Origin of the sequence: Pseudophaeobacter arcticus DSM 23566 (assembly GCF_000473205.1) — a bacterium.
In the GTDB taxonomy this organism is placed as follows: Bacteria; Pseudomonadota; Alphaproteobacteria; order Rhodobacterales; family Rhodobacteraceae; genus Pseudophaeobacter; species Pseudophaeobacter arcticus.
On the sequence record NZ_AXBF01000004.1, the window covers coordinates 98,895 to 120,267 of the forward strand.

General features: G+C 58.4%; 24 protein-coding genes and 5 pseudogenes. 10 read left to right on the top strand and 19 right to left on the bottom strand.

Annotation, left to right across the window (positions count from 1 at the left end; genetic code table 11):
- Nucleotides 1-133: 133 nt before the first annotated feature.
- From ARCT_RS0100450 to ARCT_RS0100475, 7 genes and pseudogenes are all read right to left on the bottom strand, one after another.
- Nucleotides 134-340, bottom strand: a complete 207-nt coding sequence (locus ARCT_RS0100450; RefSeq protein ID WP_027238345.1) for a TniB family NTP-binding protein — start codon at nt 338-340, stop codon at nt 134-136.
- Nucleotide 341: 1 nt separating this feature from the next.
- Nucleotides 342-1,349, bottom strand: a complete 1,008-nt coding sequence (locus ARCT_RS28525) for a Mu transposase C-terminal domain-containing protein (protein WP_240476176.1) — start codon at nt 1,347-1,349, stop codon at nt 342-344.
- Entirely contained in the window at nt 1,343-1,726 is a 384-nt protein-coding gene (locus ARCT_RS28530) for a hypothetical protein (protein WP_240476178.1), read from the bottom strand. Before ARCT_RS28530 ends, ARCT_RS28525 begins: the two co-directional genes overlap by 7 nt.
- 728 nt (nt 1,727-2,454) lie before the next feature.
- Nucleotides 2,455-3,000 (bottom strand): dihydrofolate reductase family protein, encoded by a 546-nt coding sequence (locus tag ARCT_RS0100460; protein WP_027238346.1) that lies wholly within the window; start codon nt 2,998-3,000, stop codon nt 2,455-2,457.
- Nucleotides 3,001-3,094: 94 nt separating this feature from the next.
- The gene (locus tag ARCT_RS0100465; protein WP_051360477.1) at nt 3,095-3,700 is read right to left on the bottom strand and encodes an AraC family transcriptional regulator; all 606 of its coding nucleotides are present in this window, start codon (nt 3,698-3,700) and stop codon (nt 3,095-3,097) included.
- A gap of 257 nt (nt 3,701-3,957) precedes the next feature.
- Nucleotides 3,958-4,344: pseudogene (locus ARCT_RS25005) on the bottom strand (ATP-binding protein); the annotation flags it as partial.
- 156 nt (nt 4,345-4,500) lie between these two features.
- Nucleotides 4,501-5,811, bottom strand: a complete 1,311-nt coding sequence (locus ARCT_RS0100475; protein ID WP_027238348.1) for an aminotransferase-like domain-containing protein — start codon at nt 5,809-5,811, stop codon at nt 4,501-4,503.
- An 81-nt stretch (nt 5,812-5,892) separates the two neighbouring features.
- Between ARCT_RS0100475 and ARCT_RS25010 the strand changes: the two genes are divergently transcribed.
- Both ARCT_RS25010 and ARCT_RS0100485 read left to right on the top strand, forming a co-directional pair.
- Entirely contained in the window at nt 5,893-6,429 is a 537-nt protein-coding gene (locus ARCT_RS25010) for a DinB family protein (protein ID WP_036783783.1), read from the top strand.
- Nucleotides 6,426-6,641, top strand: a pseudogene (locus tag ARCT_RS0100485) (NAD(P)-binding domain-containing protein); the annotation flags it as partial. The gene ARCT_RS25010 and the pseudogene ARCT_RS0100485, both read left to right, overlap by 4 nt.
- A gap of 373 nt (nt 6,642-7,014) precedes the next feature.
- On the opposite strand, the pseudogene ARCT_RS29005 reads toward ARCT_RS0100485, so the two are convergent.
- The 4 genes and pseudogenes from ARCT_RS29005 to ARCT_RS25020 all read right to left on the bottom strand — a co-directional run.
- Nucleotides 7,015-7,251 (bottom strand): annotated as a pseudogene (locus ARCT_RS29005) (IS6 family transposase); the annotation flags it as partial.
- Between the two features lie 89 nt (nt 7,252-7,340).
- Nucleotides 7,341-8,906 carry a response regulator gene (locus ARCT_RS25015; RefSeq protein ID WP_036783785.1) on the bottom strand — a complete coding sequence of 522 codons (1,566 nt, stop codon included), beginning with the start codon at nt 8,904-8,906 and terminating at the stop codon, nt 7,341-7,343.
- A 1-nt stretch (nt 8,907) separates the two neighbouring features.
- On the bottom strand, nt 8,908-9,354 hold the full coding sequence (locus tag ARCT_RS0100495) for a response regulator (protein ID WP_027238350.1): 447 nt from the start codon (nt 9,352-9,354) through the stop codon (nt 8,908-8,910).
- Complete coding sequence (locus ARCT_RS25020) at nt 9,351-10,907, bottom strand: sensor histidine kinase (RefSeq protein ID WP_051360478.1); 1,557 nt, start codon at nt 10,905-10,907, stop codon at nt 9,351-9,353. Before ARCT_RS25020 ends, ARCT_RS0100495 begins: the two co-directional genes overlap by 4 nt.
- A 430-nt stretch (nt 10,908-11,337) precedes the next feature.
- Between ARCT_RS25020 and ARCT_RS29010 the strand changes: the two are divergent.
- The 4 genes and pseudogenes from ARCT_RS29010 to ARCT_RS0100515 all read left to right on the top strand — a co-directional run.
- Nucleotides 11,338-11,479, top strand: a pseudogene (locus ARCT_RS29010) (IS6 family transposase); the annotation flags it as partial.
- Between the two features lie 311 nt (nt 11,480-11,790).
- Complete coding sequence (locus tag ARCT_RS0100505) at nt 11,791-12,111, top strand: ArsR/SmtB family transcription factor (protein WP_027238351.1); 321 nt, start codon at nt 11,791-11,793, stop codon at nt 12,109-12,111.
- Nucleotides 12,108-12,554: an SRPBCC family protein gene (locus ARCT_RS0100510; RefSeq protein WP_027238352.1), complete on the top strand. Its 447-nt coding sequence runs from the start codon at nt 12,108-12,110 to the stop codon at nt 12,552-12,554. Before ARCT_RS0100505 ends, ARCT_RS0100510 begins: the two co-directional genes overlap by 4 nt.
- Nucleotides 12,555-12,590: 36 nt before the next feature.
- Nucleotides 12,591-12,947 carry a GFA family protein gene (locus ARCT_RS0100515; protein WP_027238353.1) on the top strand — a complete coding sequence of 119 codons (357 nt, stop codon included), beginning with the start codon at nt 12,591-12,593 and terminating at the stop codon, nt 12,945-12,947.
- A gap of 442 nt (nt 12,948-13,389) precedes the next feature.
- Here the strand turns inward: ARCT_RS0100515 and ARCT_RS0100520 are convergent, their stop codons facing one another.
- From ARCT_RS0100520 to ARCT_RS0100540, 5 genes are all read right to left on the bottom strand, one after another.
- Nucleotides 13,390-14,046 carry a glutathione S-transferase family protein gene (locus ARCT_RS0100520; protein ID WP_027238354.1) on the bottom strand — a complete coding sequence of 219 codons (657 nt, stop codon included), beginning with the start codon at nt 14,044-14,046 and terminating at the stop codon, nt 13,390-13,392.
- Between the two features lie 96 nt (nt 14,047-14,142).
- Nucleotides 14,143-14,454 carry a DUF6958 family protein gene (locus tag ARCT_RS0100525; protein ID WP_027238355.1) on the bottom strand — a complete coding sequence of 104 codons (312 nt, stop codon included), beginning with the start codon at nt 14,452-14,454 and terminating at the stop codon, nt 14,143-14,145.
- Nucleotides 14,447-14,983: a GFA family protein gene (locus ARCT_RS0100530; protein WP_027238356.1), complete on the bottom strand. Its 537-nt coding sequence runs from the start codon at nt 14,981-14,983 to the stop codon at nt 14,447-14,449. Before ARCT_RS0100530 ends, ARCT_RS0100525 begins: the two co-directional genes overlap by 8 nt.
- Entirely contained in the window at nt 14,976-15,458 is a 483-nt protein-coding gene (locus ARCT_RS0100535; RefSeq protein WP_027238357.1) for a VOC family protein, read from the bottom strand. The genes ARCT_RS0100530 and ARCT_RS0100535 overlap by 8 nt, the downstream gene beginning before the upstream one ends.
- Before the next feature lie 3 nt (nt 15,459-15,461).
- Entirely contained in the window at nt 15,462-16,115 is a 654-nt protein-coding gene (locus ARCT_RS0100540; RefSeq protein WP_027238358.1) for a TetR/AcrR family transcriptional regulator, read from the bottom strand.
- Nucleotides 16,116-16,264: 149 nt separating this feature from the next.
- Here ARCT_RS0100540 and ARCT_RS27335 point away from each other — a divergent pair.
- Nucleotides 16,265-16,532 (top strand): annotated as a pseudogene (locus tag ARCT_RS27335) (ISKra4 family transposase); the annotation flags it as partial.
- A 33-nt stretch (nt 16,533-16,565) separates the two neighbouring features.
- On the opposite strand, the gene ARCT_RS0100545 reads toward ARCT_RS27335, so the two are convergent.
- On the bottom strand, nt 16,566-16,979 hold the full coding sequence (locus tag ARCT_RS0100545; RefSeq protein ID WP_027238359.1) for an RrF2 family transcriptional regulator: 414 nt from the start codon (nt 16,977-16,979) through the stop codon (nt 16,566-16,568).
- A gap of 103 nt (nt 16,980-17,082) precedes the next feature.
- Between ARCT_RS0100545 and ARCT_RS0100550 the strand changes: the two genes are divergently transcribed.
- The 3 genes from ARCT_RS0100550 to ARCT_RS25025 are packed head-to-tail and all read left to right on the top strand — an operon-like array spanning nt 17,083 to nt 18,615.
- Nucleotides 17,083-17,562: a hemerythrin domain-containing protein gene (locus ARCT_RS0100550; RefSeq protein ID WP_027238360.1), complete on the top strand. Its 480-nt coding sequence runs from the start codon at nt 17,083-17,085 to the stop codon at nt 17,560-17,562.
- Between the two features lie 12 nt (nt 17,563-17,574).
- On the top strand, nt 17,575-18,108 hold the full coding sequence (locus tag ARCT_RS0100555) for a DUF2478 domain-containing protein (RefSeq protein ID WP_027238361.1): 534 nt from the start codon (nt 17,575-17,577) through the stop codon (nt 18,106-18,108).
- A complete protein-coding gene (locus ARCT_RS25025) occupies nt 18,109-18,615 on the top strand; it encodes a hemerythrin domain-containing protein (protein WP_051360479.1) in 507 nt (168 codons plus the stop codon).
- 86 nt (nt 18,616-18,701) lie between these two features.
- On the opposite strand, the gene ARCT_RS0100565 is transcribed toward ARCT_RS25025, so the two are convergent.
- A complete protein-coding gene (locus ARCT_RS0100565) occupies nt 18,702-19,838 on the bottom strand; it encodes an alkane 1-monooxygenase (RefSeq protein WP_027238362.1) in 1,137 nt (378 codons plus the stop codon).
- A complete protein-coding gene (locus ARCT_RS0100570) occupies nt 19,835-21,253 on the bottom strand; it encodes a cytochrome P450 (RefSeq protein WP_027238363.1) in 1,419 nt (472 codons plus the stop codon). Before ARCT_RS0100570 ends, ARCT_RS0100565 begins: the two co-directional genes overlap by 4 nt.
- Between the last annotated feature and the right edge of the window lie 120 nt (nt 21,254-21,373).

Here is a 21,373-nt window from a genome sequence, read left to right on the forward strand (position 1 = left end):
CCTCTCAACCGAACCCTCAAAGGGGTATCCTTCGAAGACATTGATGCCCGAACACGCACAGCGCTGCCGGCGGCGCTTGCAACAACATCAGCGGAGTGCGGGTGATGCCTGACGCCGGATCGTATTCTGGTGGTTACTTGCGCGACAGATTGTGGGCGATCATCGTCTTTCCGATCCCCGACGCGCCATGCACAAGAAGCCCAGACATACGGGTTTGCCGTGGCGCTTCGATCAGACCCTGCAAGCGGTCCAACACCTGTTCGGCCCGCGGAAAGCCGATCCAGATGTCTGATTGAATGAGGGCGATCCGACCGTTTTCCTCAGTTGTCCCTGCCCTCAATTCACCATCTCTCCACCTTGAACAATGGGCGCGATGTATCACCCGTATCGATCGGGCGCAGCCCTTCGGTTGTCGCGACAGCCGAGTTAGTGCCCTCCAATGTCCCTTTTCTTTCACGGGATCGGCGTTCGGCCTTCGTCAGGCCCCTGCTTTCAGACTCGATCTGGCGTTGTTGTCGGATCAGCTCAGCCAGGACCAGTTCATTGGACCCGGACTTGCCAAGGGCGCGGGCCTTCCTCATCGCATCTCGATATTCCCACAGTGACACGGGCGGAATTTCCAGGTTTCTGTACCGCGCCTCAACATATCGGCGATCGTCGAGTTCGACCCAGATCATTGAGATATCGCGAGGATCGTGGCGAACGATGACCTTTCTATCCCCGCGCCCAATGTGACTAGCAAGCGAATCCGACCAGAACCGTATATGAAACAGGTGGATGCCGTCCTGCCTGATCTTGCGCAGTTCGCTGGGCAGGAAGTTCACCCGAAAGGCTTCCATCTCGAAGGGGATGTCGCCCGTCATTTGCTCTGAGAGCGCCTCCCATTTGGCGACGGGCGTACAGCCAAGACTTGAATGAATGCTGTTGTTGTAGCGGCAGATTTCCAGAGCAAACCAGCGATCGAATTCGCTCAAGGTTATCGTGGCCATGCCTTCGGCGTCATAGTCGGCCTTGACCGCGATCGAGGATTGCGTTGTTCCTGGCAGCAGGTGAACGGCCCCCATCATCGTCCCGATCAACCGTTCGATGTGACCTCCGAAGTGAGGACTTCCCGGCGGTCGATAGACCAGATCGATCCCCCATTCCGCACAGGCCGACCGAAAGGCCCGCGACCGGAAATCGCGGCCATTGTCGACATGGATACTCTGCGGTTTGCCCTGTGCAGGCCGAGGAATATTGCACGCCATTTCCGCCAGAAGTTCCGCCTTGGGGGCTACCGCCTGTGTCAGGCAAAGCGCCACTGACAGACGCGAAGGTGCCTCGAGAGAGGTGTAATATCCCGTTACCAACCGCGTTGCGACGTCGATCGCCAGCGTGACCCACGGTCGGCCAATTGGTTGGCGCTCAAACTGTCAACGAGAATGATGTCGGCAGGTGTATGGTCGATTTGCACGACCTCCAGTGGCTGACAGGCCTTGTTCTCGCCTGTGACGGCCGCAAATTTCTGGCGGGTCGCCTTTGCCCCCTCTCGTGCCTTCGCAACTTCGCGGCCATCCATCGCATTCAGACGACGCTGAACCGTCCGCCGCGTCGGCGGTTGCAAGCTCCGCTGCCAGCACGCGCTGCGGATCTCTGTTACGACACGCGACAGGCTGGATCGCTCCCGGCGCAAGAAATAACGGCGAAGGTGCTCTTCGATCACCGCTTCGACCTTGCTGGATATCAAGATCGTACCTGTCGGGCGGCCCCGTTTCCGCGGAGCCAGGGCGCTGGTGCGCCCACCCTCTTCCGCCAGCCGCTTTATCCAACGCCAGACCGTCGCCCTGCTGACACCAAGCTCCCAAACGGCGTCATTGATGCCACTTTCCAGGCTGTCAGTTCCTTTAAGGTATGCCTGGACAAGCGGACGCAGAACGTCGCCCTGCGCGCCTCCTCAGCACCAGCGGCAACGGAGTCTTCGCGATCATCATCCATCAATACTTGCCACACGAAGCTGCGAACCCTGTCTCAGGTTTAAGGGAAAAAATATCGGAATTAGGGACAAAATCTCATATTTAAGGGCAAAGAGTGGCCGTTGATTTCGTTGGATTTCTCATCTCATAATTAAGGGCTACGCGACAGTTGCTCTGCTCAGAGGTTCCTTAGGGCTTGTCGAGGGCTCCGTGCGGTGGAGGCTTGTGCAGTGGTAACTGGGCTCCAGTGCGGTCAGGGGAACGGCGCGACGTGGGGCAGGGTGGGCCGGTCGCCCGCGCTAATCCTTGCGGATGCGGCGTTGGCGCAAACGCTTGGTTGGCTAGACGCCAATGTTCGTGAGATCAATTTTGGACTGTAGCGATAGCAGATCTCACTGATCCATTGCCCGACATCGTTCTCGCCGTGGCCCGTGACTGAAATGGCGCAGCGCTGCCGCGTTGATCTTCGAGACCCTTTTCGCGTTCACTGCGCCAGCGGTTGCTAACTGGTCGGCTTGGAAGCATAAACTCCGGCAATTACGCCGTTGCCGAAGGTCGTGACCGAATTGCAGTCCAGAGTCAGTTGCAGACTGCCGTCGAACAGCTTCGCGCCCTCACCACGGATGACCGGGTAGATAAGCAAGCAGATCTCGTCGACCAGTGCGGTCCTTATCAGCTCTCGCGCCAGCGTAATGCTGCCGTGAACGACAAGATCACCGGGCTCATTTTCTTTCAGATGTTTCACGGCTTCGTGGAACTGCGGTTCAACCAAGCGCGAGTTGTTCCAGCTCAGGTCGGGTACTCCGGAGGCCACGACGTGTTTTGGCATGGCATTGAACTTGTCCGAGTAGGGATCCCCGCTTCGCTGCGGCCAGGCCTCCGCGAATCCCTCGTATGTCTTCCGACCGAGTAGTAGCGCGCTCGCAGACTCAAGCTCCTTCATCTTGAATTGCGCCATCTCGTCGCTCCAGAAGTCGAGTGACCAGAGTTCCGGGGATTCGACGACCCCGTCGAGGGTCATGAATTCCGTGATAATCAGCTTGCCCATATCTTTCTCCTTGCCTTTGGGGACATCGAGACACTGGGCCGATGGCCCCGCAGAGTCTTGAATAAGAACGACAACCCCAAAGGCGTCGTGTCGATCAATGACCAGAAGTCATCAGGATTTGCTTCGGTGTGCAACCGAAGAAACGCCGCAGCGATCGCGTCAGATGGGCTTGATCCGAAAATCCTTCGGCGTCGACGACATCCAGAATTGATTTGCCTGACGTGAGAAGTTCCGCCGCGCGCTTGGCGCGCTCGATCTGGCGAAAGAGGCCGGGCTGCAGACCGGTCGCGCGCAACATGCGACGCTGGACTGTCCGGTCCGAGACCGTCCAGCCGCTTCGGGTGATAACGTCAGCGACAAGAGAATCCGATACAAGCAGGCCGCGTGAGGTAAGCTTATTGACGAACACTTCGGAATTCTCGAACGACGGAATTTCCCAGAACTCTCCACACAGGAAGAAACGGCGATCTTGTTCGACCGGCAGCGAGACCGCTTTGTCGGCCATGCGGGACAATGCGGCGTTCGGCATGAACGTGCCAAGGCTGAACTGAATGCCGAAGAACTCGGTGTCCCGAGGAATCTCAGCCTCCGACGCATGGCTTTCGGGTCCCCGCGCGAAAACCTGAACCCCGTGCTCACCCTTTGTGAAAACCATTTCCCAATTTGGAACGGCGACGGAAAGAAACTTTTTCTCTGGCACACTGCGAGTTCGCCAAACGCGGGATACCATTGGTGAACCGACGCTGTGGTTGCTGAACGGAAATATTGCATTTGCCCAATTCACCGGACGCTCATCACTCACCATGCAAGAAAGTATCTGGAGAGCGATCTTACAGTAAAACGCACGTCCGAGCCAGTCCTATGTCCATCATGTCACGCACCCGACCCGTACTGCGTGCCAATTTCCGATCGCTGCCTCATCGCGGCAGCGGTCAGGCAAGACGTTCGTTAAGCACTCTAGCCTGTTGTCTCCTTTCGTTTCTTTTTCGCGGTCCCGGAGCTGGCCCTGAACCTATAGCTATCAGTTCCGGTCTCCAGGATCTGGCAGCGATGGGTGAGACGGTCGAGTAACGCGGTGGTCATTTTTGCATCTCCGAACACGCTGGCCCATTCGCTGACGCTCAGGTTGGTTGTGATGATGACGTTGGTGCGCTGGTAAAGTTTACTGAGAAGGTGGAATAACAACGTGCCGCCCAAAGCGCTGAACGGCAGATATCCCAGCTCAACCAGGATCACCAAATCGTTTCTTACCAGTGCTTCAGCGATCTTCCCTGCCTTGCCTTGGGCCTTTTCCTGCCCTAGCGCATTGACGAGTTCGACCGTCGAGAAGAAGCGTGTCCGTCGTCAGAGATTTTGGGCCAGCTGGCGGTCTGAGCCAAGCAAGGGTCTGGCTCATCCGCTTGAGCTGTGTGAGCAGCTGTGGCTTGTGCAGGACCGTTGCACAGTCGCAGCCCGGGGCTTTCAGCGCCAAGTCCAACGTATCGGTCACGCCGCCCGACTTCACCGCCCGCGCGCAATCCCGGCCATCTCATCGAGCGCCATTTTCCATGTCGTCATGTCGGGAGCAGAATAGGCGATGCGAACACCTGCAGGCGCGCGGCCTTCGCTCACAGCAAACGCTGTTCCGGGAGCGACAGCGATGCCTAGATCGGCACAGGCCGCTGCGAAAAGATCAGCGCGCCACCCCTCTGGCAGGCTGAGCCAACCATGAAGCGCTTCGGGGGCGCTGCTGTAGGTCAGATTTTCAAATGCTTTTGCAGCAATCCCGTGCATCTCCTTTGCATCGGCTCTTTTCGATGCCTGGACGGAGGCGACAATTCCATCATCGATCCAGTGACGCGCAAGACTGACCGATAGCGACGGTGCCATCCACCCGCCTGCCCGCAGGGACCGCGCCACATCGTCTTGCAGTAGGGATGGTACGGAAAGAATTCCGAGGGAAAGGCCGGGCATCAGTCGCTTCGAGAGACTGTCGATCTGAATGACGCGATCCCGTGCAAACGCGGCCAACGGTACAGTTGGTTTCAGAAAGCTATATATCCGGTCCTCGATGGCCGTCAGGTCATGGCTTTCCAGAATACCCGCAATTTCACGGCGGCGCTGCTCTGACATGGTGCAGACAAGCGGGCTTTGCAACGTGGGTTGCAGGTAGACGCATTGCACACCGTCTTTGGCCACTCTTTCGAGCGCATCAGGACGCATTCCTTCCTCGTCCAGTTGAACCGGCACCAGTTCGATGCCGAGCATCCGGGCGGCAGCAATTGCAAAGGGGTAGGTCAGTGCTTCGACCGCGATCCGCCCGCCGCGCGGCGCCAGAGCAGCGAAGCAAGCCGCAATGGCCTGCTTGCCATTGCCGGACAGGAGAAGGCGGTCTGGGTCGGTCTTGTAGCCCGCAATACTCGTCAGCTTCGCAAATGCCGCGTGCGCGGCCCGGTCAGAGCGCACCGATGAGGGCATCGCGGCCCTCTCGGCCAGACCCGCCTTGAAGAACCTCGCTGTCGACTCCGCGATCAGATCGCGGGCATCGGGCGCCAACCGGAACATGATTTCAAGATCAATGCCTGTCCCGGAGGGTTCCTGAAGCGCCGGGTCGAGCGGCGCAAAGCGGTTGGCGACGAAAGTGCCGCGCCCGATCTCCCCGGTAACGAGTCCCCGTCGTCTCAGTTCGGCATAGACCCTGCTTGCTGTAGATACCGCAATCCCCTGATTGTAGGCAAAATCCCGCTGCGGCGGCAGCCGTGATCCGAAAGGCAATTCACCGCTCGCGATCCGTGCGGCGATCCCGTCAGCGATATCAATATACGGCTTCATGACTATATTGCTCCGAGGTCAATGTATTTCTTGCTCGGAGCATTATGGGCATGCGAAATCCTTGCCATCAAGGAGTTTTTTATGCCCGATCTTTCCCTCGTCCACCGCATGACAGCCTATACGGCCTGGGCCGATGATGTGATGCTCAGAAATGCAGAACAGCTTTCCGAGGCGGAATTGTCTGCGCCCCGCGATGCGTTGTTCAAATCCATCACCGGCACCTTCGATCATACGCTTGTCGTTGCTGAGATTTTCAAGGCGCATATCGAAGGCAAGTCACATCCACATACAGCGCGGCATCGCGATACGGTTTTGCCGTTCGACGCGGTGGCCGGGCGGCTTCGCGCGATGAACGACCACTACGTCGCGCTCGCCCGGCGATGGACTGAAACGGAGCTGGCTGAAGTGATCTCTTTCGAGTTCGTCGGCGGCGGCGAAGGCCGGATGAGCCGTGAGGACATCCTGCTGCATTTCGTAAACCACGCGACCTACCACCGTGGCTTCGTCAGCACGCTTCTTTTTCAACTGAAAACCAAGGGCGCGGCCAGTGATCTGACCGTTTTTTTACGGGATATCTGGCCTGAAATGTCATCAAGAATGGGGGAAGCCGCACAATGACAAAGGTTGCATGGATCGGATTGGGTGTCATGGGCTACCCGATGGCCGGGCATCTCGCCAAAGCCGGTCACGACGTTACTGTTTTTAACAGATCGGCTGCAAAGGCCGAGGCCTGGGTAAAGCAATTTGGCGGCACCTCGGCAACGACACCGGCCGAGGCCGCAAAAGGTGCAAATATCGTGTTCAGCTGCGTTGGGGCTGACGATGACCTGTGCGTTCCGGTCAAGTGTCCACACCGCGCTGGAAGAGGCTGAGTTGTCTTGGCGGACCCTCTTTGAAAACGGTGACATCAATGCCACGATGGCAACTGTCCGAAGCGACATATCCGTCAGCGCGGGGTTAAAGAGCCTTGTGCCATCCGATCTGTCCATCGTCGCAAACAGCGCGGGACTGCCGAGACTTCCAAGACTGGCAATCACGTCGTATCCACGCGGTGCATCCTTGCGCGCCTCAGCACGCGAGTTGTCAGGGGTTATCCAGCAGGCATTTGCTCCGGTGAACAGATAGCTGATTGCAAGTGTAATTTTGTTTGGCCAAATCGGTGTCCGATGTTGAAAGCGGTCATCCGGCAGGCGATCATAACGTGATCTGCCGAGAAGGCAGGTGCCAATCGACGCTTGCCCGACGCAGATGTCTCTCGGTTCGCTTGGTCAGTTCGGGGCCAAACCTGATCACCCAGCGATACATGGTGGACCGACCAGCGGTGATCCCGCGCTCCGCTGGCAGGTCGACGAAATCCCGATATGACAGCGGATAGCGCAGATACCACCGCACCGCACAGAGGATGATGTCACGCGAAAAGCGATAGTGCTTGAACGGGATAACAAAAGCCCTTCAGGCGTCGCATTGTCCAGGCGTCACATTGTCGGCACCGATTTCATGATACCGCCAATTCCGACGGAACGCCGTGATCAACCTGGCAATGCCGCAATGAGTGCTTTTTTCAAATCTGCCCTGGTCCAGGGCTTGTGTAAAATTGGGCCCATTCGTGACATTTCTTCGCGTAAATCGCTTGGCAGCATGGCAGGGTTTCCGGAAGTGAAGAGAACCTTCAACTCTGGCTGCAACTCCAATGCCAAGCGGGCCAGTTCTACTCCAAGCATACCGTTAGGCATGACTAAGTCCGTGAACAGAAGGTCGATTTTGTTGTCGGCTTGCAATTGCTGCAACGCCTGAGGCCCGTCTTCGGCGGTGATCACTTCGTGCTGAAGTGCTTGCAAAGCGCGTTCGGCCAGGCTGAGCACCATTGGTTCATCCTCGACGACCAATACACGCAACCGTCGCGAGGTCTGTGCCGGAGTTTCTCGATCCTCAGGGTTGCTGGCAGTGGTCCCGATCACATTGCGCGGGAAATAGAGGTTCACTGATGTGCCCTGGCCAACCTCGCTTTCAATCTCGATATCCCCGCCTGATTGGCTGACAAAGCCATAAACCATGCTCAGCCCGAGCCCGGTCCCCTGACCGACTCGCTTGGTCGTAAAGAACGGCTCGATAGCCTGTTCTTTTGTCAGCGCTGTCATGCCGGTCCCGCTATCCGTCACCGACAGACAAACATATTCTCCCGGGGAAATACCCTTTGCGTTTAGGGACTCCTGGGGCGTGATCCGCACATTCGAACTCACAATCTCCAGCACACCGCCACCGGGCATTGCATCACGCGCATTGATTGCCAAGTTGGTTACCGCTGATATGAATTGAGTGGGATCCAGCACGCAGGTCCAAAGATCACGAGACTGACGCAGCTGGATTTCGATATGCGCGCCGATCGCACGTTCCAGCAGTGGCATAGCACCCGAAACGCCTGCGTTCAGGTCATACTGCTGGGGTTGCAACACCTGACGCCGAGCAAATGCAGACAGGCTCTTGACCAGTTTGGTCCCGCGCTGGCCCGCTTCCATGGCTTGTTGTACCAATTGCTGCTGCTCCGGCGACAGCCGACACTCTAGTTCGAGCAGTTCCAGATTGCCCAATACAATCGTAAGCATGTTATTGAAATCATGCGCGATACCGCCCGTAAGCTGTCCAACAATCTCCATCTTCTGGGATTGGCGAAGCTGCTGTTCCACCTTTAAGCGCGCGCGCCGCTCTTCGGCAAAACGCAAGGCCCGCCGGATCGCTGGCGTCAGGCGTCCCAGATCTTGCTTGAGGACGTAGTCTTGCGCACCTTCCTGCAATGCGGCCACTGCGTTTTCCTCACCTATGGTACCGGAGACAAAGATGAACGGAACGTCCGGACTTTGGCTGCGGCTGAGGGAAAGCGCCTCGCTCCCGGAAAAGGCGGGCATAGAAAAATCGCAGAGAATTACATCCCATTTGCCCTTTGAAAGGGCGCCAAGGAAGGCTTTGGCATTGTCGACACACTCATAGTCCGGCGTGAATCCATTGCGACGCATCTCGCGCAGGCATAGCTGCAGATCGTCGTCGACGTCTTCAACTACCAAGACTCGCAGTTTATCAGTTGTTTCGACGTCTTCCAATCTATCCTCCCCTTTTAGGGGCTTGGCGATTGATCATAAGCCAGTACAAACCAATTTGTCGCGCAGCCTCGACGAATTCGGTAAAATCGACTGGCTTGCACACGTAGCTGTTGGCACCATGGCTGTAGCTCATCGCGATATCTTCATCCTGCTTCGAAGTCGTCAACATGACAACGGGAATCTGTTTGGTTCGGTCATCCGCACGCATACGCCGTAGTACCTCTATCCCATCAATTTTTGGTAAATTAAGGTCCAATAGCACAAGGCTGGGAGCCTCGTCCGTATTGCGCGTTGCGAAGGTTCCGGTGCCAAACAGGTAGTCCAGCGCCATGGCGCCATCTGTCGCAACGACCAATTCATTCAGAATGTTATTTTTGGTCAAGGCACGACGTGTAAGTGCCTCGTCGTCTGGATTGTCTTCGACCAAAAGGATGACTCTGTCGTTCATGTGGCTGCTTCACTTTCCAATGTGAAAAGGAACTCGGCGCCCTGTCCCACGATTGCGTTTGTCCAGATGCGCCCGCCGTGTTTATGGATCACCCGCTGAACGGTGGCCAGGCCAACGCCGTTGCCAGGAAATTCCCGAGCATCGTGCAAGCGCTTGAACGCATCGAATATCTGTTCCGCATGGGCCATTTCAAACCCTGCGCCGTTGTCACGTATGAAGAATACGGGTGTTCCATTCTCGTCCTTCGTGCCGAACTCAATTGATCCTGGCACTCGGTCTCGCGTGAACTTGAATGCATTTCCAATCAGGTTGGTCAGCGCGATGTTCAGCAAATTCCGGTCGGCAATAGCAAGCATATCATCGGCAATGATGAATTCGACGTCGCGCTGTGGTTCGTTCTTTTTCAACTCGTCTGCGATGTGTCGCGCGAGAGCGGAAAGATCGACCTCCTGCAGGTTCAAATCTGCGCGCGATATACTTGAAAGCTTAAGCATATCATCGATCAGAAGGCCCATGCGTTGTGCACCGGATCGAACGCGGGACAGGTAGTCCTGGCCGGTTTCGTCCAGTACCTCGGCATAATCCTCCAACAACGCGTTGCTAAAACCGTCAATCGCACGAAGTGGGCTTCGCAGGTCATGTGACACAGAGGCGCTGAAGGCTTGCAATTCGCGATTGACGACGGTCAGTTCATTATTGTCGCGCTGTAGGCGGGCGTTTAATTCGGCGATATGACTTTCATTTCGCTTCTGACCGGTCATGTCACGGACCGCAGCAATGACCTGGCTGCCGTCATCGGTGTCGACCGGGCTAAGGCTGACCAGCACCGGTATTTCCGTGCCGTCCTTATGCAACCCGAATAAGTCGAGACCTGCACCCATTGAGCGTTTGCGCGGCGCTGTCGCAAAATCCGAACGAAAGCCAACGTGGCGCTCGCGCAGCGGTTTCGGCAACAGCATTTCCACCTTTTGGCCCAACAAATCTGCCCGATCATAGCCGAACAGCAGCTCTGCCTGGATGTTAACGCTTGTGATCCGCCCATCGGCCCCCGCGACGATCACGCCATCCGGCGCGTCGTTCAGCAATGTGCTCAAGCGCTTATTGAGATCGCGAATACGCCGCATGTCATCACGCTGCGCCGTAATATCGCGGACCGATGCAATGACCCGTTGCCCCTGATCGATACTGACGGGGCTGAGGCTGACGGCAATTGGAAATTCGTCGCCGGTCTTTTTCCGCCCAAGTAGCTCCAGTTCTTCACCCATGTTGCGCACTCTTGGTGCATTTGTGTAGCCGTCGCGATGCGCCACATGGTCCGTGCGGTAACGTTTTGGCAGCAGTGTTTCGACGGGCATTCCAAGGATTTCATCGTATTCATACCCGAACAGCTCGATCGTCTGCTTGTTTACCCATTCAATCGTGCCTGCGTGGTCCACGACAACAACCCCGTCAGGAACGGAATCAAGCAGGGATGCAAGGCGGCTTTCGTCGCCTCGAAGCAGTTCCTTTGCCTTGGCGCGTCGGAAATAATCGAGAAAAAAGTGCTTTAGCAATACCGCAACTCCGATAGTGGCAATGACCGCCAGGACTCTCTATGGTAACGAAGCGAGGTGGTTGGCTGGCATCGGCACGATCCCGATAAAGGTATCGCCGCTTTTTGGGTCGAGGATTGGCGGCCCCTGATCTGAACAACAGTCTTCGGTACAGGCCAATCGCATCGGTCCGGTACCATCAGCCCTACGCACGAAGGGGCGGCGTGAGCACGAAATGAGCTACCAAGGATCTCTACTGCCGTTGTAATCATGATAAACAACCACTGGGTCTTGGCGGTCCGGTCAGGCTCATCCAAGTGGGGCAAGACGTAAGAACCTCCATTTAGGACGTTGCTTGACATCACAATCATAGGTAGTTTTACCCCATGCATTCGTAATTGTCTAGGGTGTTGTCACGTTAGCAGACCTGTGGTTGTTGGTTCATTGGTCTGGATTGCAGTGCTTCGTCTTCATGCAGTCAGCAACCCGAAATTCCTTCTCCGTCCCAGCCCACCGTCGTTCCACTCTTAACCATACGCTACCTTCGGCTCGAAGCTTTCGAGGCGTGGAAATCCGCCGCTAACGTCGCTTGATGTCCTATCGGCACCCCATCTCGCAGACTGGGAGAGTTAATGTGACAACACCGGTTGGCTACATCGCAAAATGTCCGTGCATTTAGGTCGGCGCGCTACATCAGCAACAAGCACCAATGCGGCGCAGGGAGCGGGCCGTGCAAAGCCAGCATGTTCGCTCGATTGGGCGCAGCGTCATGCCGCATCGCCCTGAGCCGAAGAGGGTGCTGATCCAGTGTAGAGCATCCCGCTTTGAGAAGGCATTTACCTGCATATCTTGACATGCAGGTAAATGCCTGCATATTTTATCTCCATCACGCAGGGAGATTCGAATGGCTGACGACAAGGTGTTCAAGGCGCTGGCCGATCCAAACCGCAGGCGGTTGCTCGACCGGCTTTGCGACAGAAACGGCCAGACACTCGGGCAGCTCTGCACGTCCATGGATATGAAGCGCCAATCCGTGGCCCAGCATCTGGGTCTTCTTGAAGAGGCCAATCTGATCAGCACCATCCGTCGCGGGCGCGAGAAGCTGCATTTCATCAACCCGGTTCCGCTCTACGAGGTTTACGCGCGTTGGATCCGGAAATTCGAGGAAGGCCGCCTGGGCCTTCTCCACGACCTCAAACAGGAACTTGAAAGGAACGGGAAATGACCGACAAATCCGCCAGCTTCATCTATGTGACCTTTATCCGCACAACGCCCGAAAAGGTGTTCGAGGCGATCACAAGACCAGAGGTTTCCCGTCGGTACTGGAACCACGAGAACGTCTCGGACGATTGGCGGCCCGGTTCCGATTGGCAGCACGTCAAGGTCAAGGAGACCCGCACCGTCGAGTTGGTCGGCAAAGTCATCGAAAGCGACCCGCCCAGGCGGCTGGTGATCAGTTGGGCGAACGAAAGCCAGAAGGACGACCCTGACCAGTACAGCCGGGTCACATATGACATCGAACCCCAGGGCGACATGGTCAAACTGACCGTCTCGCATGACGAATTGCAACCTGGCAGCGGCATGTTGAAAGGGATCAGCGAGGGCTGGCCGATTGTCCTGTCCAGCATGAAGTCCTTCCTCGAAACCGGTCAGGGTCTGGACATCTGACCGCGTCTCGACCCAGAACAACAAAGGGAAAAGAAGATGAGCGAACAAACCTATCACGGAAGCTGCCACTGCGGTGCGGTGGCATACGAGGTGACATTGACACTGGATCAGGTTGTGACCTGCAACTGTTCCATCTGCCGCCGTCAGGGTACGATCCTCGGGTTTGCCCCGAAGGAAAAATTCACCCTGTTGAAAGGGGCAGAGAACCTGACCGATTACCAGTTTGGTTCCCGCAACATACATCATGAATTCTGCAAAACCTGTGGAGTGAAATCATTCGGCAGGGGCGTGGGCCCGGACGGTGTTGAAATGCGCGCCATCAACGTGCGCTGCCTCGACGGTGTTGATATCGACAGTCTGTCCCCGCAGAAATTTGATGGCGCAGGCTTGTAGCACCGCTGGCGGGGCCGGTTTCATCCGCCGGCCGCGCTTCGAGACAGCGTACATGGCGAGCTGGCTTGAGAATTGGAAATAGCCGTGAAGCAAGCGAGCCACTAGAGGCCCGGTATCTTCGTTTGTTATTTGACTATCGGAGCGTAAATCTTCTTCAGAAACACGAGGGAGATCATAGCGCGGAAGGGCTATCAACAGATGTCACAGATGCACAGTGAGTGTTAATCGCTCCGCATCTGCTGGCGTTTCCATGACGGGTCCAGCGATCCGCCATGCCCCCCCACAACGACAACCCGACGTTGACGCAGGCAACATATCACAGGATGCGGCGCGGCATCCGAGGTCTGGAAGGCGTTAAACCTTCAGGTTTCGGCAGGGCAACCCATGACCGCTTTGGCGGGCAATATGGGTTGTCGACCAGCAGGCAAGCAAATCGAGAGGATCAGCTTTCGCCCAGGCCCCGAGCGGCATCGGCAGCCTCAAAATGCGCCATTTGATCGGCATGGGCTTTCTTGAAAGCGGGCCGATCCATGATCCTTGCCACATAGGCTTCCGTTGCAGGCCGATCTCTGAAGGCGCGGAGCTTTGGTGCGCGCAGGACGTCCGTCATCATCAGGTCTGCGATGGTGAAACGACCAGCAGCAAGCCAGTCGCGCTCCTTCAGGGTGCGTTCCATATGGGCCAGACGACTTTCCAACCAGCCGGTCAATCCGTTCTCTGTCGCGCCCGTCACCTCAAGGAACCACCAGGGAACGGAGACCATCTCGATGGAGTTGAGAGCGGCAAAGAGCCACTGAAGGGTGTCGGCCCGCGCTTGCGGATCACGCGGCATCAGCGTTTCGCTCTTTTCCGCCAGATGCAAAACACAGGCCCCACTCTCGAACATATGGAGATCACCGTCCGACATGAAGGGAACCTGTCCGAATGGCTGACGGGCAAGGTGGACTGGACCACCTTCCCCCAATGGCACGGTTCGGACGGAATAGGGAAAGCCCGCCTCCTCGCAGGCCCACCTAAGCCGCAGGTCGCGCACGAAGCCGGCGGGGCCATTGGTCATTGGCACCCAGTCGAGGGTCCAGATCGTTATAGTTTCGTGCATGTCCACCTCCCGAACGTAAGTTGCGCAGCCGTCTCTCACATGACACCCAAACCTGAGGTCATGGCAACTGCGTCAAAACCTGTTTCCGCAGCGGTGCTATTTCGGTGTTCCCGTCCTGAACAGCCGAACCGGCCCCGTGCCACCACGCTTGATCACGCCCTTGGCTTCCAGATCAAGCTGTACGGCCTTCAGCCACCAGCCCGCTTTTTCACCCCCCGGAAACAGGTCATGCGACAGGGCTGGTAACAGGGCGGCCTTTGCCTCGGCGACCGTTAGCCCGGGGGCTTCGCCCGGCAGCACCGGCAGGAACGCGTCGCGCATCGCTGTGTACTTGTCTTTGTTCACGCGCTGGGGTCGACCGGGTGAAGTGATGCTCTCGATCTCGATCTTCTCATTGGCGTCAGACATTGATCTCTCCTGTGACTGGCGTCTTCGGATTGCGGAACCCCATGGCGACCCAGGCCCCAAAGAGCCTGGCGAAAAAGCGCAAGTTCTGTGTCTTCGCATTCGGGATGTCGTCGGGTAGCACGGCTCCCTCAGGCAGGTCCGAGGCCATCGTGCGCATCGTCGGCGCGGGCATCGTGCCCTCTGGCCACAGCCCGCCATAAAGGCTCAGCCAGTGTCCGCCCTTGAACTCCAGATAGACCGGCGTGTTGCAGCAAGTGGCGATGGCGCGCTTGGTCGCGTGTTCGGGGGACAGCCGGAAGGTCTTCAGCGCAGCGGCACCGCCAAGACACCGTACGCGATCCTTGCGATACATGACGAACGGGGTGCTGCCATGATCCGTCAGGACCTGCGGCGCGCCGTCAAGGCGCTGCATCCGCGCAGCAGCTTCACGGCACGATGAGCAGCAGCATTCGACGCTGTCGATGGGTTTGCCGCGCACCTCAAGCCGGGTCCGTCCGCAGGAACAGGCGATCTCGGTTGTCTCAGCCATGCGGCTCCTCCCTTGCCGCCGCAGCCTCAAGCGCCGCGATGTCGATCTTGCCCATCTGCATCATGGCAGAAGTCACGCGCCCCACAATCGCGGGATCGTCACTGGCCAAGAGGTCCGGCAACCGCTTCGGCACGATCTGCCAGGAGACACCGAAGCGATCTACCAGCCACGCGCAATGCCCCGGCGCACCGCCGTTTGCGGTCAGCACATTCCAAAGCCGGTCCGTCTCGTCCTGATCTTCGGTCAACACGCTGATCGAGGCGGCGGGGGTCAATTTGTGGTGCGGTCCGGCCGTCAGGATCATCATCGGTGCTCCGGCCAGCGTGAATTCGACAATCATTGGATCATTGGGCTGGCCATTCTCGCGGACCGAGTCGATCCGGCTGTTTGGAACCAGTTTTACGTATTCGTGGGCTGCTTCAATGCCGCCCGTTTCGAACCACAGGCAGGTCCGCACTTTGGCTGCATGCTCCATTGTTCAGGTCTCCTTTGCTGGTGTCGTGGTCAGGTTGGCATCAAGGCCGAAGAGCCCCCGCACATAGCGGATCAGGTGATCGACGCTCTCGCGCGCGAGCTCGGGGTTGTCGGCCGCCTTGGCCAGGATAAAGCCGCCCTGTAGAACCGCCTGTGTGTGCCGGGCGAGGCTTTCAGCGGTCCAGTCTGCATCAATCCCGCGCTGCGTGCGCGCCGCCCGGATGTCTGCCTCCAGTGTGGCGGCATGGTCGAAGATGCTCTCGGCGCAGGCCTCCCGGATTGCAGGGGCAGTGTCGTGGACCTCCTGCGTCATTGTACCGACAAGGCAGGTATATTCGTAGGTCTCCCCAGCAATGATTGCCCGGCGGAATTCGAGATAGGCCAGAATGCGGTCGAGCGGATCGTCCGGCTGGTGATAGGGCGCTTCTGCGAACAGGGCGCTGGTCGTCTCGGCCCAGTATTCTGCTGCCGCCACCCCAAGCGCTTCCTTTGTCTTGAAATGATGGAAAAACGCGCCCTTGGTGACCTCTGCCGATTGGCACAGGTCATCAACGGAGGTTGCGGCGAACCCCTTCTGGCGGATCCCGTCGCGGGCGGCCTCCAAAAGGCGGGTGCGGGCGTCCCCGCGCTGGGGGGAGGTTTTGGTTGGTCTTGTCATAGGCGTTACATACCATACGGTCGGTATGTAGTAAAGGTGAGGACTAGTTGGCATGGCATTGTTGTAGAACTCGTGACCTGCGCGCCTGAAACGCCCTCGACTTGAGATTAGCCGGTTTTCCAGCTGAGGAGATATGTGAAGCGGTCTGACGCGTCAAAGCCCGGTGTCAGGATCTCTGTTCCGACCTCTCCGACCTCTCCAATACCTTCGACGCGCTTCAGGACTATAGCTGCCGATACCGAAACGGCCTCGCGGTTTCATCGTCCCGAGCAGAGGGTTGCGTCGATGATATCGGGAAAACGCGCATGGGAAAACGCCGCCGAATGAGATGGCCACCGCAGGGGGGCTCATCGTGTTGCCGTTACGCGGGTTGCTGTTCTTGACGGAAGGCTAACCATTTCAAAGGTGGCCGCTTGACCACCATGTTTTGCCCACTCCCGTCGCCTGAAGTCAAGCTTCTGATGGGATATAAATACAGTCTGCAAGGGTGCTTCGATTGAGCTCGTCATAAAATGCGACTTCTGCCTGGCCCAGACGGGACTTTAGCCGACAATGCGGTGTCAGCGTGCAGGTATTGCCGTTGGGAAGAAAGCACTCCACCAAGGCTTGGTCGGCCTCAAGCAGCGCCACGACGTCGCCAAGGCGGATCCTATCGGGAGAGCGGGCAAGCAGCGCTCCCCCGCCGCTGCCGCGGCGTGTCTCTAAATACCCTGCCGCAGATAGGCTCGACATAACCTTCGCAAGATGATTGCGCGAAATTGCGAATTCCGTGGCCAGCTCAGCGGTGGTGAAGGGTCGATCCGGCTCGCCCGCCATCCGCATGAGAACACGCAATCCGAAATCTGTGAAAGACGTAAGGCGCAACAGATGAATCCCCAATTTGGTATTTACAATGCGCATTACAGAGGTGTAATGCGTAAATCAAATACCAATCGCTGAAAGAATCCTCAATCCTGGAAACTTTGCCATGACAGACACACCCGTCGGTGTCCCTAACGAGACAGACGCCCTGATTGATCACATCCTGTCACGCTACCATGAGACCCACCGGTCCGAACTGCCGAGCCTGATCCAACTCGCCGAAAAAGTCAGGATGGCCCATGCGGAAGATCCACAATCCCCGAAAGGTCTGGCGGAGGCCTTGACCATCCTTCTCCACGAGATGGAAGACCACATGGCGAAGGAAGAAATGATCCTCTTCCCGGCGATGCGCGCCCGGGGCAGGCCCGGGATCGAACATCCGATAGCGGTGATGCGGGCAGACCACGACGATCACGCCGAAGGCATCCAGAAAATCCGGGACATGACCAGCAACTTGACGCCCCCGGATCACGCCTGTGGATCGTGGCGCGCGCTTTATGCCGGGACGCAAAAGCTTCTCGATGATCTGACGGCGCATATTGCGCTGGAAAACGACGTGCTGTTCCCGCGCTTCGAACAGGGCTGAGGGAGAGGAACCATGCCACTTGCGACCGTTTCGGCGAAAGAGCGCGGAGAAACCGACCGTCTGCTAGGCGCGGTTGTGGCGCAGCTTCGGACAGAGGGGGTCAGGGTTGTTGGTGCCCTTCGGGCCTACGAATTCACCGGCGCAAACCCACATTGCAACAGCGACCTGTGGCTGGTGCCCGACGGGCCGGTGATACGGATTACCCAGGACCTTGGCGCCGGATCGACTGCCTGCCGGATGGATGCCGGTGCGCTGGAATACGCGGTGGGGCTTGCCACCGCGCGCATGGCCGATGAGGGCGCCGATCTGGTCGTGTTGAACAAATTTGGCTTGAGCGAGTCCGAAGGGCGCGGATTTCGGTCGTTGATGGCCGGGGCGCTTGCCCGCGGGGTGCCAGTGCTGACCGGGCTGACCGATACCCACCGCCCCGCCTTTGAACGCTTTGCCGCCGGGATGGAAACCATCCTGCCCCCCGATGCGGCGGCGATCCTTGACTGGTGCCGAACGGTCGCCGGGCCAGGCGCCGCCATTGCAGATGAGGTTTGAATGCTGACTCCCGATTCCGAAATGTCGACGCCGACCCTGATAAACTATATTCAGGAACGCTTTCTTCAGGCCCACAGGCAGGAAATGCCGGAACTGGTCAGGTTGGCGCGGAAAGTGGAAACGAAACATGCGGATGATATCGACGCGCCGCATGGGCTGACCCAGGCCCTGCAATCGGTCGCCCGGCACCTCGAGCCACATATTCACGAGGAAGAGGCAGTTGTCTTTCTTGCGCTGAACGAAGGAAAGCTCGGGCAGATGCGGGAAACCTTCGCCCGCTTGCGCAATGATCACGCCGAGCAAGAAACTGCGCTGAACCGAATCGCGGCGATGACCCACGGGTTCCGCCTGCCACGCACCGCCTGCAAATCCTGGCGCAGTCTTTACGCCGGGCTTGGCAAACTGGCCGAAGACCTCGACGAACACAGATACCTTGAGAACGAGGTGCTGTTCCCAAGGTTCGAAAAAGCCCTGCAATCGCCCGGACAGGAAACCTCCCGGCGATGACCCGCGCGGGCCTACCCGCAGCGACAATCGGCGCGACGGCCTGCCCTGAGTGGCAACAAGCATAGCGGATCGCTGCTCATGCGCCGTCAGGCCGCGCCATGTGGCGGTGGTAGCGTGCCGTTCTTATAGGGTGTCCAGTCGGTGATTTCGGGATAGTAGCGCCGCCGCCAGTCGCGGACCTTTGGGTTGAACAGGCGCCGCCAGACCGGGGGAAACATGGCGAGGAAGGTCATCGGCGGATATCCCGTGGGCAGCATCGGCACCTCGGCCGGGTCATAGACCTGCAACAGCGGAAACCGCCGCATTGGATGCAAATGGTGGTCCGCATGGCGCTGCAGATTGATCAGCAACAGCCCCGAGATCCGATGCGCCGAATCCCAGCTGTGATGCGCCTTGACCGGCTCGTAGCGGCCATCGCCCAGATATTTGCGCGTCAACCCGTAGTGCTCGACGTAGTTGGTCAGTTCCAGTTGCCAGATGGCGACGAGGGCCTGGAATGCAAACAGTCCGACCCCGGCCCAGCTGCCGATCACAAAGGCCAGGGCCAGAAACGCGGCCTGCAGGGCGAGGTATTTCCAGATCGGGTTGGAACGGTGCCAGGGCGACCGCCCCGCCCGCGCCAGCTTGGCCTGTTCCGCCCACCAGGCCGAACCCGGCCCCTGCCACAACACGCGGGGAAAGGCGCGCAAAAAGCCTTCGTTATAACGCGCGGTCACTGTATCGCGCGGGGTGCCGACCCAGGGGTGATGCACCAGCAGATGTTCGGTGCGGAAATGGCCATAGAGCACCAGCGCCATCAACAGATCGCCAAGGTTGCGTTCCAACCAGTTGGATTTGTGAAACAACTCATGGGCATAGACGATCCCAACCGTGCCGGTGGTCACGCCAATGGCGAACATGATGGCAAGCGTCTCGGCGGTGGAATAGCTGGCGACATGGGTGAGGTAGTAAAGCGTCCCGAACAGCATGCAGAACTGGATCGGGAACCAGATCATGGTCAGCAGGCGAAACCAGGACAGGTCTTCCTCGGGCGTGTTCGGGTCGGGATTGCGCAGGTCCTTGCCAAAAACCGTATCCAACAGAGGCATCAGCACCCAGCCGTAGAAGGGCACCAGCGCGATGGCCCAGCCACCCTGCGTGACGGCGATACCGATCAACGGCACGAAGCTGAGGGTCAGCCAATAGGGCCAGGCCCTGGGTCGTGTTCCGGCGGGGGCGGTCATGCGGAAGGCTCCTTCTGTGGGGCTGTGCGCGGGGTCAGGCGCAAGGGAATGCCGGTGGCCGAGCGCACTGTCAGATGCGCCTCGGGGACCGGCTCGTGGCCTGGGATGGTGTCAAAACGAAAGGCCCGCACCAGCATCGACAGGATCAGTGGCCCTTCGGCCATCGCAAAGGCCGAGCCGGGGCAGACCCGCGCGCCGGCGGAAAACGGGATATAGGCATTGCGCAAACACTCCTTGCCGTTCGGTGTGTCGAACCGGCCCGGATCAAAGTCGTCGGGGTGATCCCACAGCCGTTCATGGCGATGCAGGTGCCAGGGGCTGAGGATGACCTGCGCGCCGGGCCGGACCTTGCGGCTGCGAAACCGCTCCGGGCAGGCGGCCTCACGTACGAACATCGGCACCGGCGGGTAAAGCCGCATCGCTTCACGGAACACCGCCCGCGACAGGCGCAGTTTCGACAGAGTCGAGAAATAGATCTTCTCCGGATCCATATGCGCCTGTGCCTCTGCTGCCAGCTTGTCCTGCCACTCGGGATATAGCGCCAGCAAGTAGAGCGCCCAGGACAGCGCGGCGGCCGAGGTTTCGTGCCCCGCCAGGAAGAAGATCGCCACTTGGTCGATCATCTCCTCACGCGTGAAGGTTTCGCCGGTCTCTGGGTCAGGTGTGGTCATGATCTTGGTCGCCAGATCGTCCGGTGCAATACCGGCTGCGATGGCCTTGGCACGGTCGTCGACAAGCTGTGCAATCAGGCTGCGGATGGTTGCCGCCGTCGCGCGGGCCGTGCGCGATTGCAGGCGCGGCCACCACTTCGGGCGTGGCAACAAGGCTGCGACGGTGGCGACGGGCTGGCTCTTTTGATAGTCGCGAAAGGTTTCGAAGGCGGCATGGGCCACCTCATGCGTGATCGGCACCGAAAACAGCGTGCGAAAGATCACGTCCATGGCTACATGGCTGCACTGGGCCTCGATCTCGACTGGCGCGGCGCCGACCAGCGGGGTTAGCCGGTCCACCGCCGCAACGCCACTGTCCCACATCGCGGGGAAGATGCCGCGCAGCCGCCCGCCCTCGAAGGCCGGGTCGATGATCCGCCGCTGGTGCTCCCACAGCGCCCCGTTTGAGATGAAGATCGACTCGCCCAAAAGCGGCTTCAACCCGACGCGGATGCGTTCCGACTTGGGGAAATCCGCCGGGCGCTGCTTCAGCACCAGATCGACCAGTTCGGGGTCATTGCACATAAACGAGCGAAAGAACGGTGTGCGAAATTCAGCCATCCAAGCGCGGTAGAGATGCGCAGGCTGGGCCGACAGAATATCATTTCGAAACAGCCTGAAGTAAGTCCACAGCCCAACGCAGCGCGACCTGGCCCTTGGCTTGGGTGGCACATGGCCCGGGCTTTTGGTGGGGCTATCAAACATACTTCTTTCCAATGGGAGAATTGATTCTTTGGACAAAGTCGTCTGTGTGCAAGTTGCCGCAGTTTGTCTTTGTCCAAAGTCAAATAACTGCACCGTTTTCACCCATCCATGGCCTGCCAA

What these genes read in the sequence shown, in the direction of transcription:
- ARCT_RS0100460 (WP_027238346.1), bottom strand. Translation starts at nt 3,000, where the DNA reads ATGGGCAAGCTGATTATCACGGAATTCATGACCCTCGACGGGGTCGTC.
- ARCT_RS0100475 (WP_027238348.1), bottom strand. Translation starts at nt 5,811, where the DNA reads ATGAAGCCGTATATTGATATCGCTGACGGGATCGCCGCACGGATCGCG.
- ARCT_RS25010 (WP_036783783.1), top strand. Translation starts at nt 5,893, where the DNA reads ATGCCCGATCTTTCCCTCGTCCACCGCATGACAGCCTATACGGCCTGG.
- ARCT_RS0100495 (WP_027238350.1), bottom strand. Translation starts at nt 9,354, where the DNA reads ATGAACGACAGAGTCATCCTTTTGGTCGAAGACAATCCAGACGACGAG.
- ARCT_RS0100505 (WP_027238351.1), top strand. Translation starts at nt 11,791, where the DNA reads ATGGCTGACGACAAGGTGTTCAAGGCGCTGGCCGATCCAAACCGCAGG.
- ARCT_RS0100510 (WP_027238352.1), top strand. Translation starts at nt 12,108, where the DNA reads ATGACCGACAAATCCGCCAGCTTCATCTATGTGACCTTTATCCGCACA.
- ARCT_RS0100515 (WP_027238353.1), top strand. Translation starts at nt 12,591, where the DNA reads ATGAGCGAACAAACCTATCACGGAAGCTGCCACTGCGGTGCGGTGGCA.
- ARCT_RS0100520 (WP_027238354.1), bottom strand. Translation starts at nt 14,046, where the DNA reads ATGCACGAAACTATAACGATCTGGACCCTCGACTGGGTGCCAATGACC.
- ARCT_RS0100525 (WP_027238355.1), bottom strand. Translation starts at nt 14,454, where the DNA reads ATGTCTGACGCCAATGAGAAGATCGAGATCGAGAGCATCACTTCACCC.
- ARCT_RS0100530 (WP_027238356.1), bottom strand. Translation starts at nt 14,983, where the DNA reads ATGGCTGAGACAACCGAGATCGCCTGTTCCTGCGGACGGACCCGGCTT.
- ARCT_RS0100535 (WP_027238357.1), bottom strand. Translation starts at nt 15,458, where the DNA reads ATGGAGCATGCAGCCAAAGTGCGGACCTGCCTGTGGTTCGAAACGGGC.
- ARCT_RS0100540 (WP_027238358.1), bottom strand. Translation starts at nt 16,115, where the DNA reads ATGACAAGACCAACCAAAACCTCCCCCCAGCGCGGGGACGCCCGCACC.
- ARCT_RS0100550 (WP_027238360.1), top strand. Translation starts at nt 17,083, where the DNA reads ATGACAGACACACCCGTCGGTGTCCCTAACGAGACAGACGCCCTGATT.
- ARCT_RS0100555 (WP_027238361.1), top strand. Translation starts at nt 17,575, where the DNA reads ATGCCACTTGCGACCGTTTCGGCGAAAGAGCGCGGAGAAACCGACCGT.
- ARCT_RS25025 (WP_051360479.1), top strand. Translation starts at nt 18,109, where the DNA reads ATGCTGACTCCCGATTCCGAAATGTCGACGCCGACCCTGATAAACTAT.
- ARCT_RS0100565 (WP_027238362.1), bottom strand. Translation starts at nt 19,838, where the DNA reads ATGACCGCCCCCGCCGGAACACGACCCAGGGCCTGGCCCTATTGGCTG.
- ARCT_RS0100570 (WP_027238363.1), bottom strand. Translation starts at nt 21,253, where the DNA reads ATGTTTGATAGCCCCACCAAAAGCCCGGGCCATGTGCCACCCAAGCCA.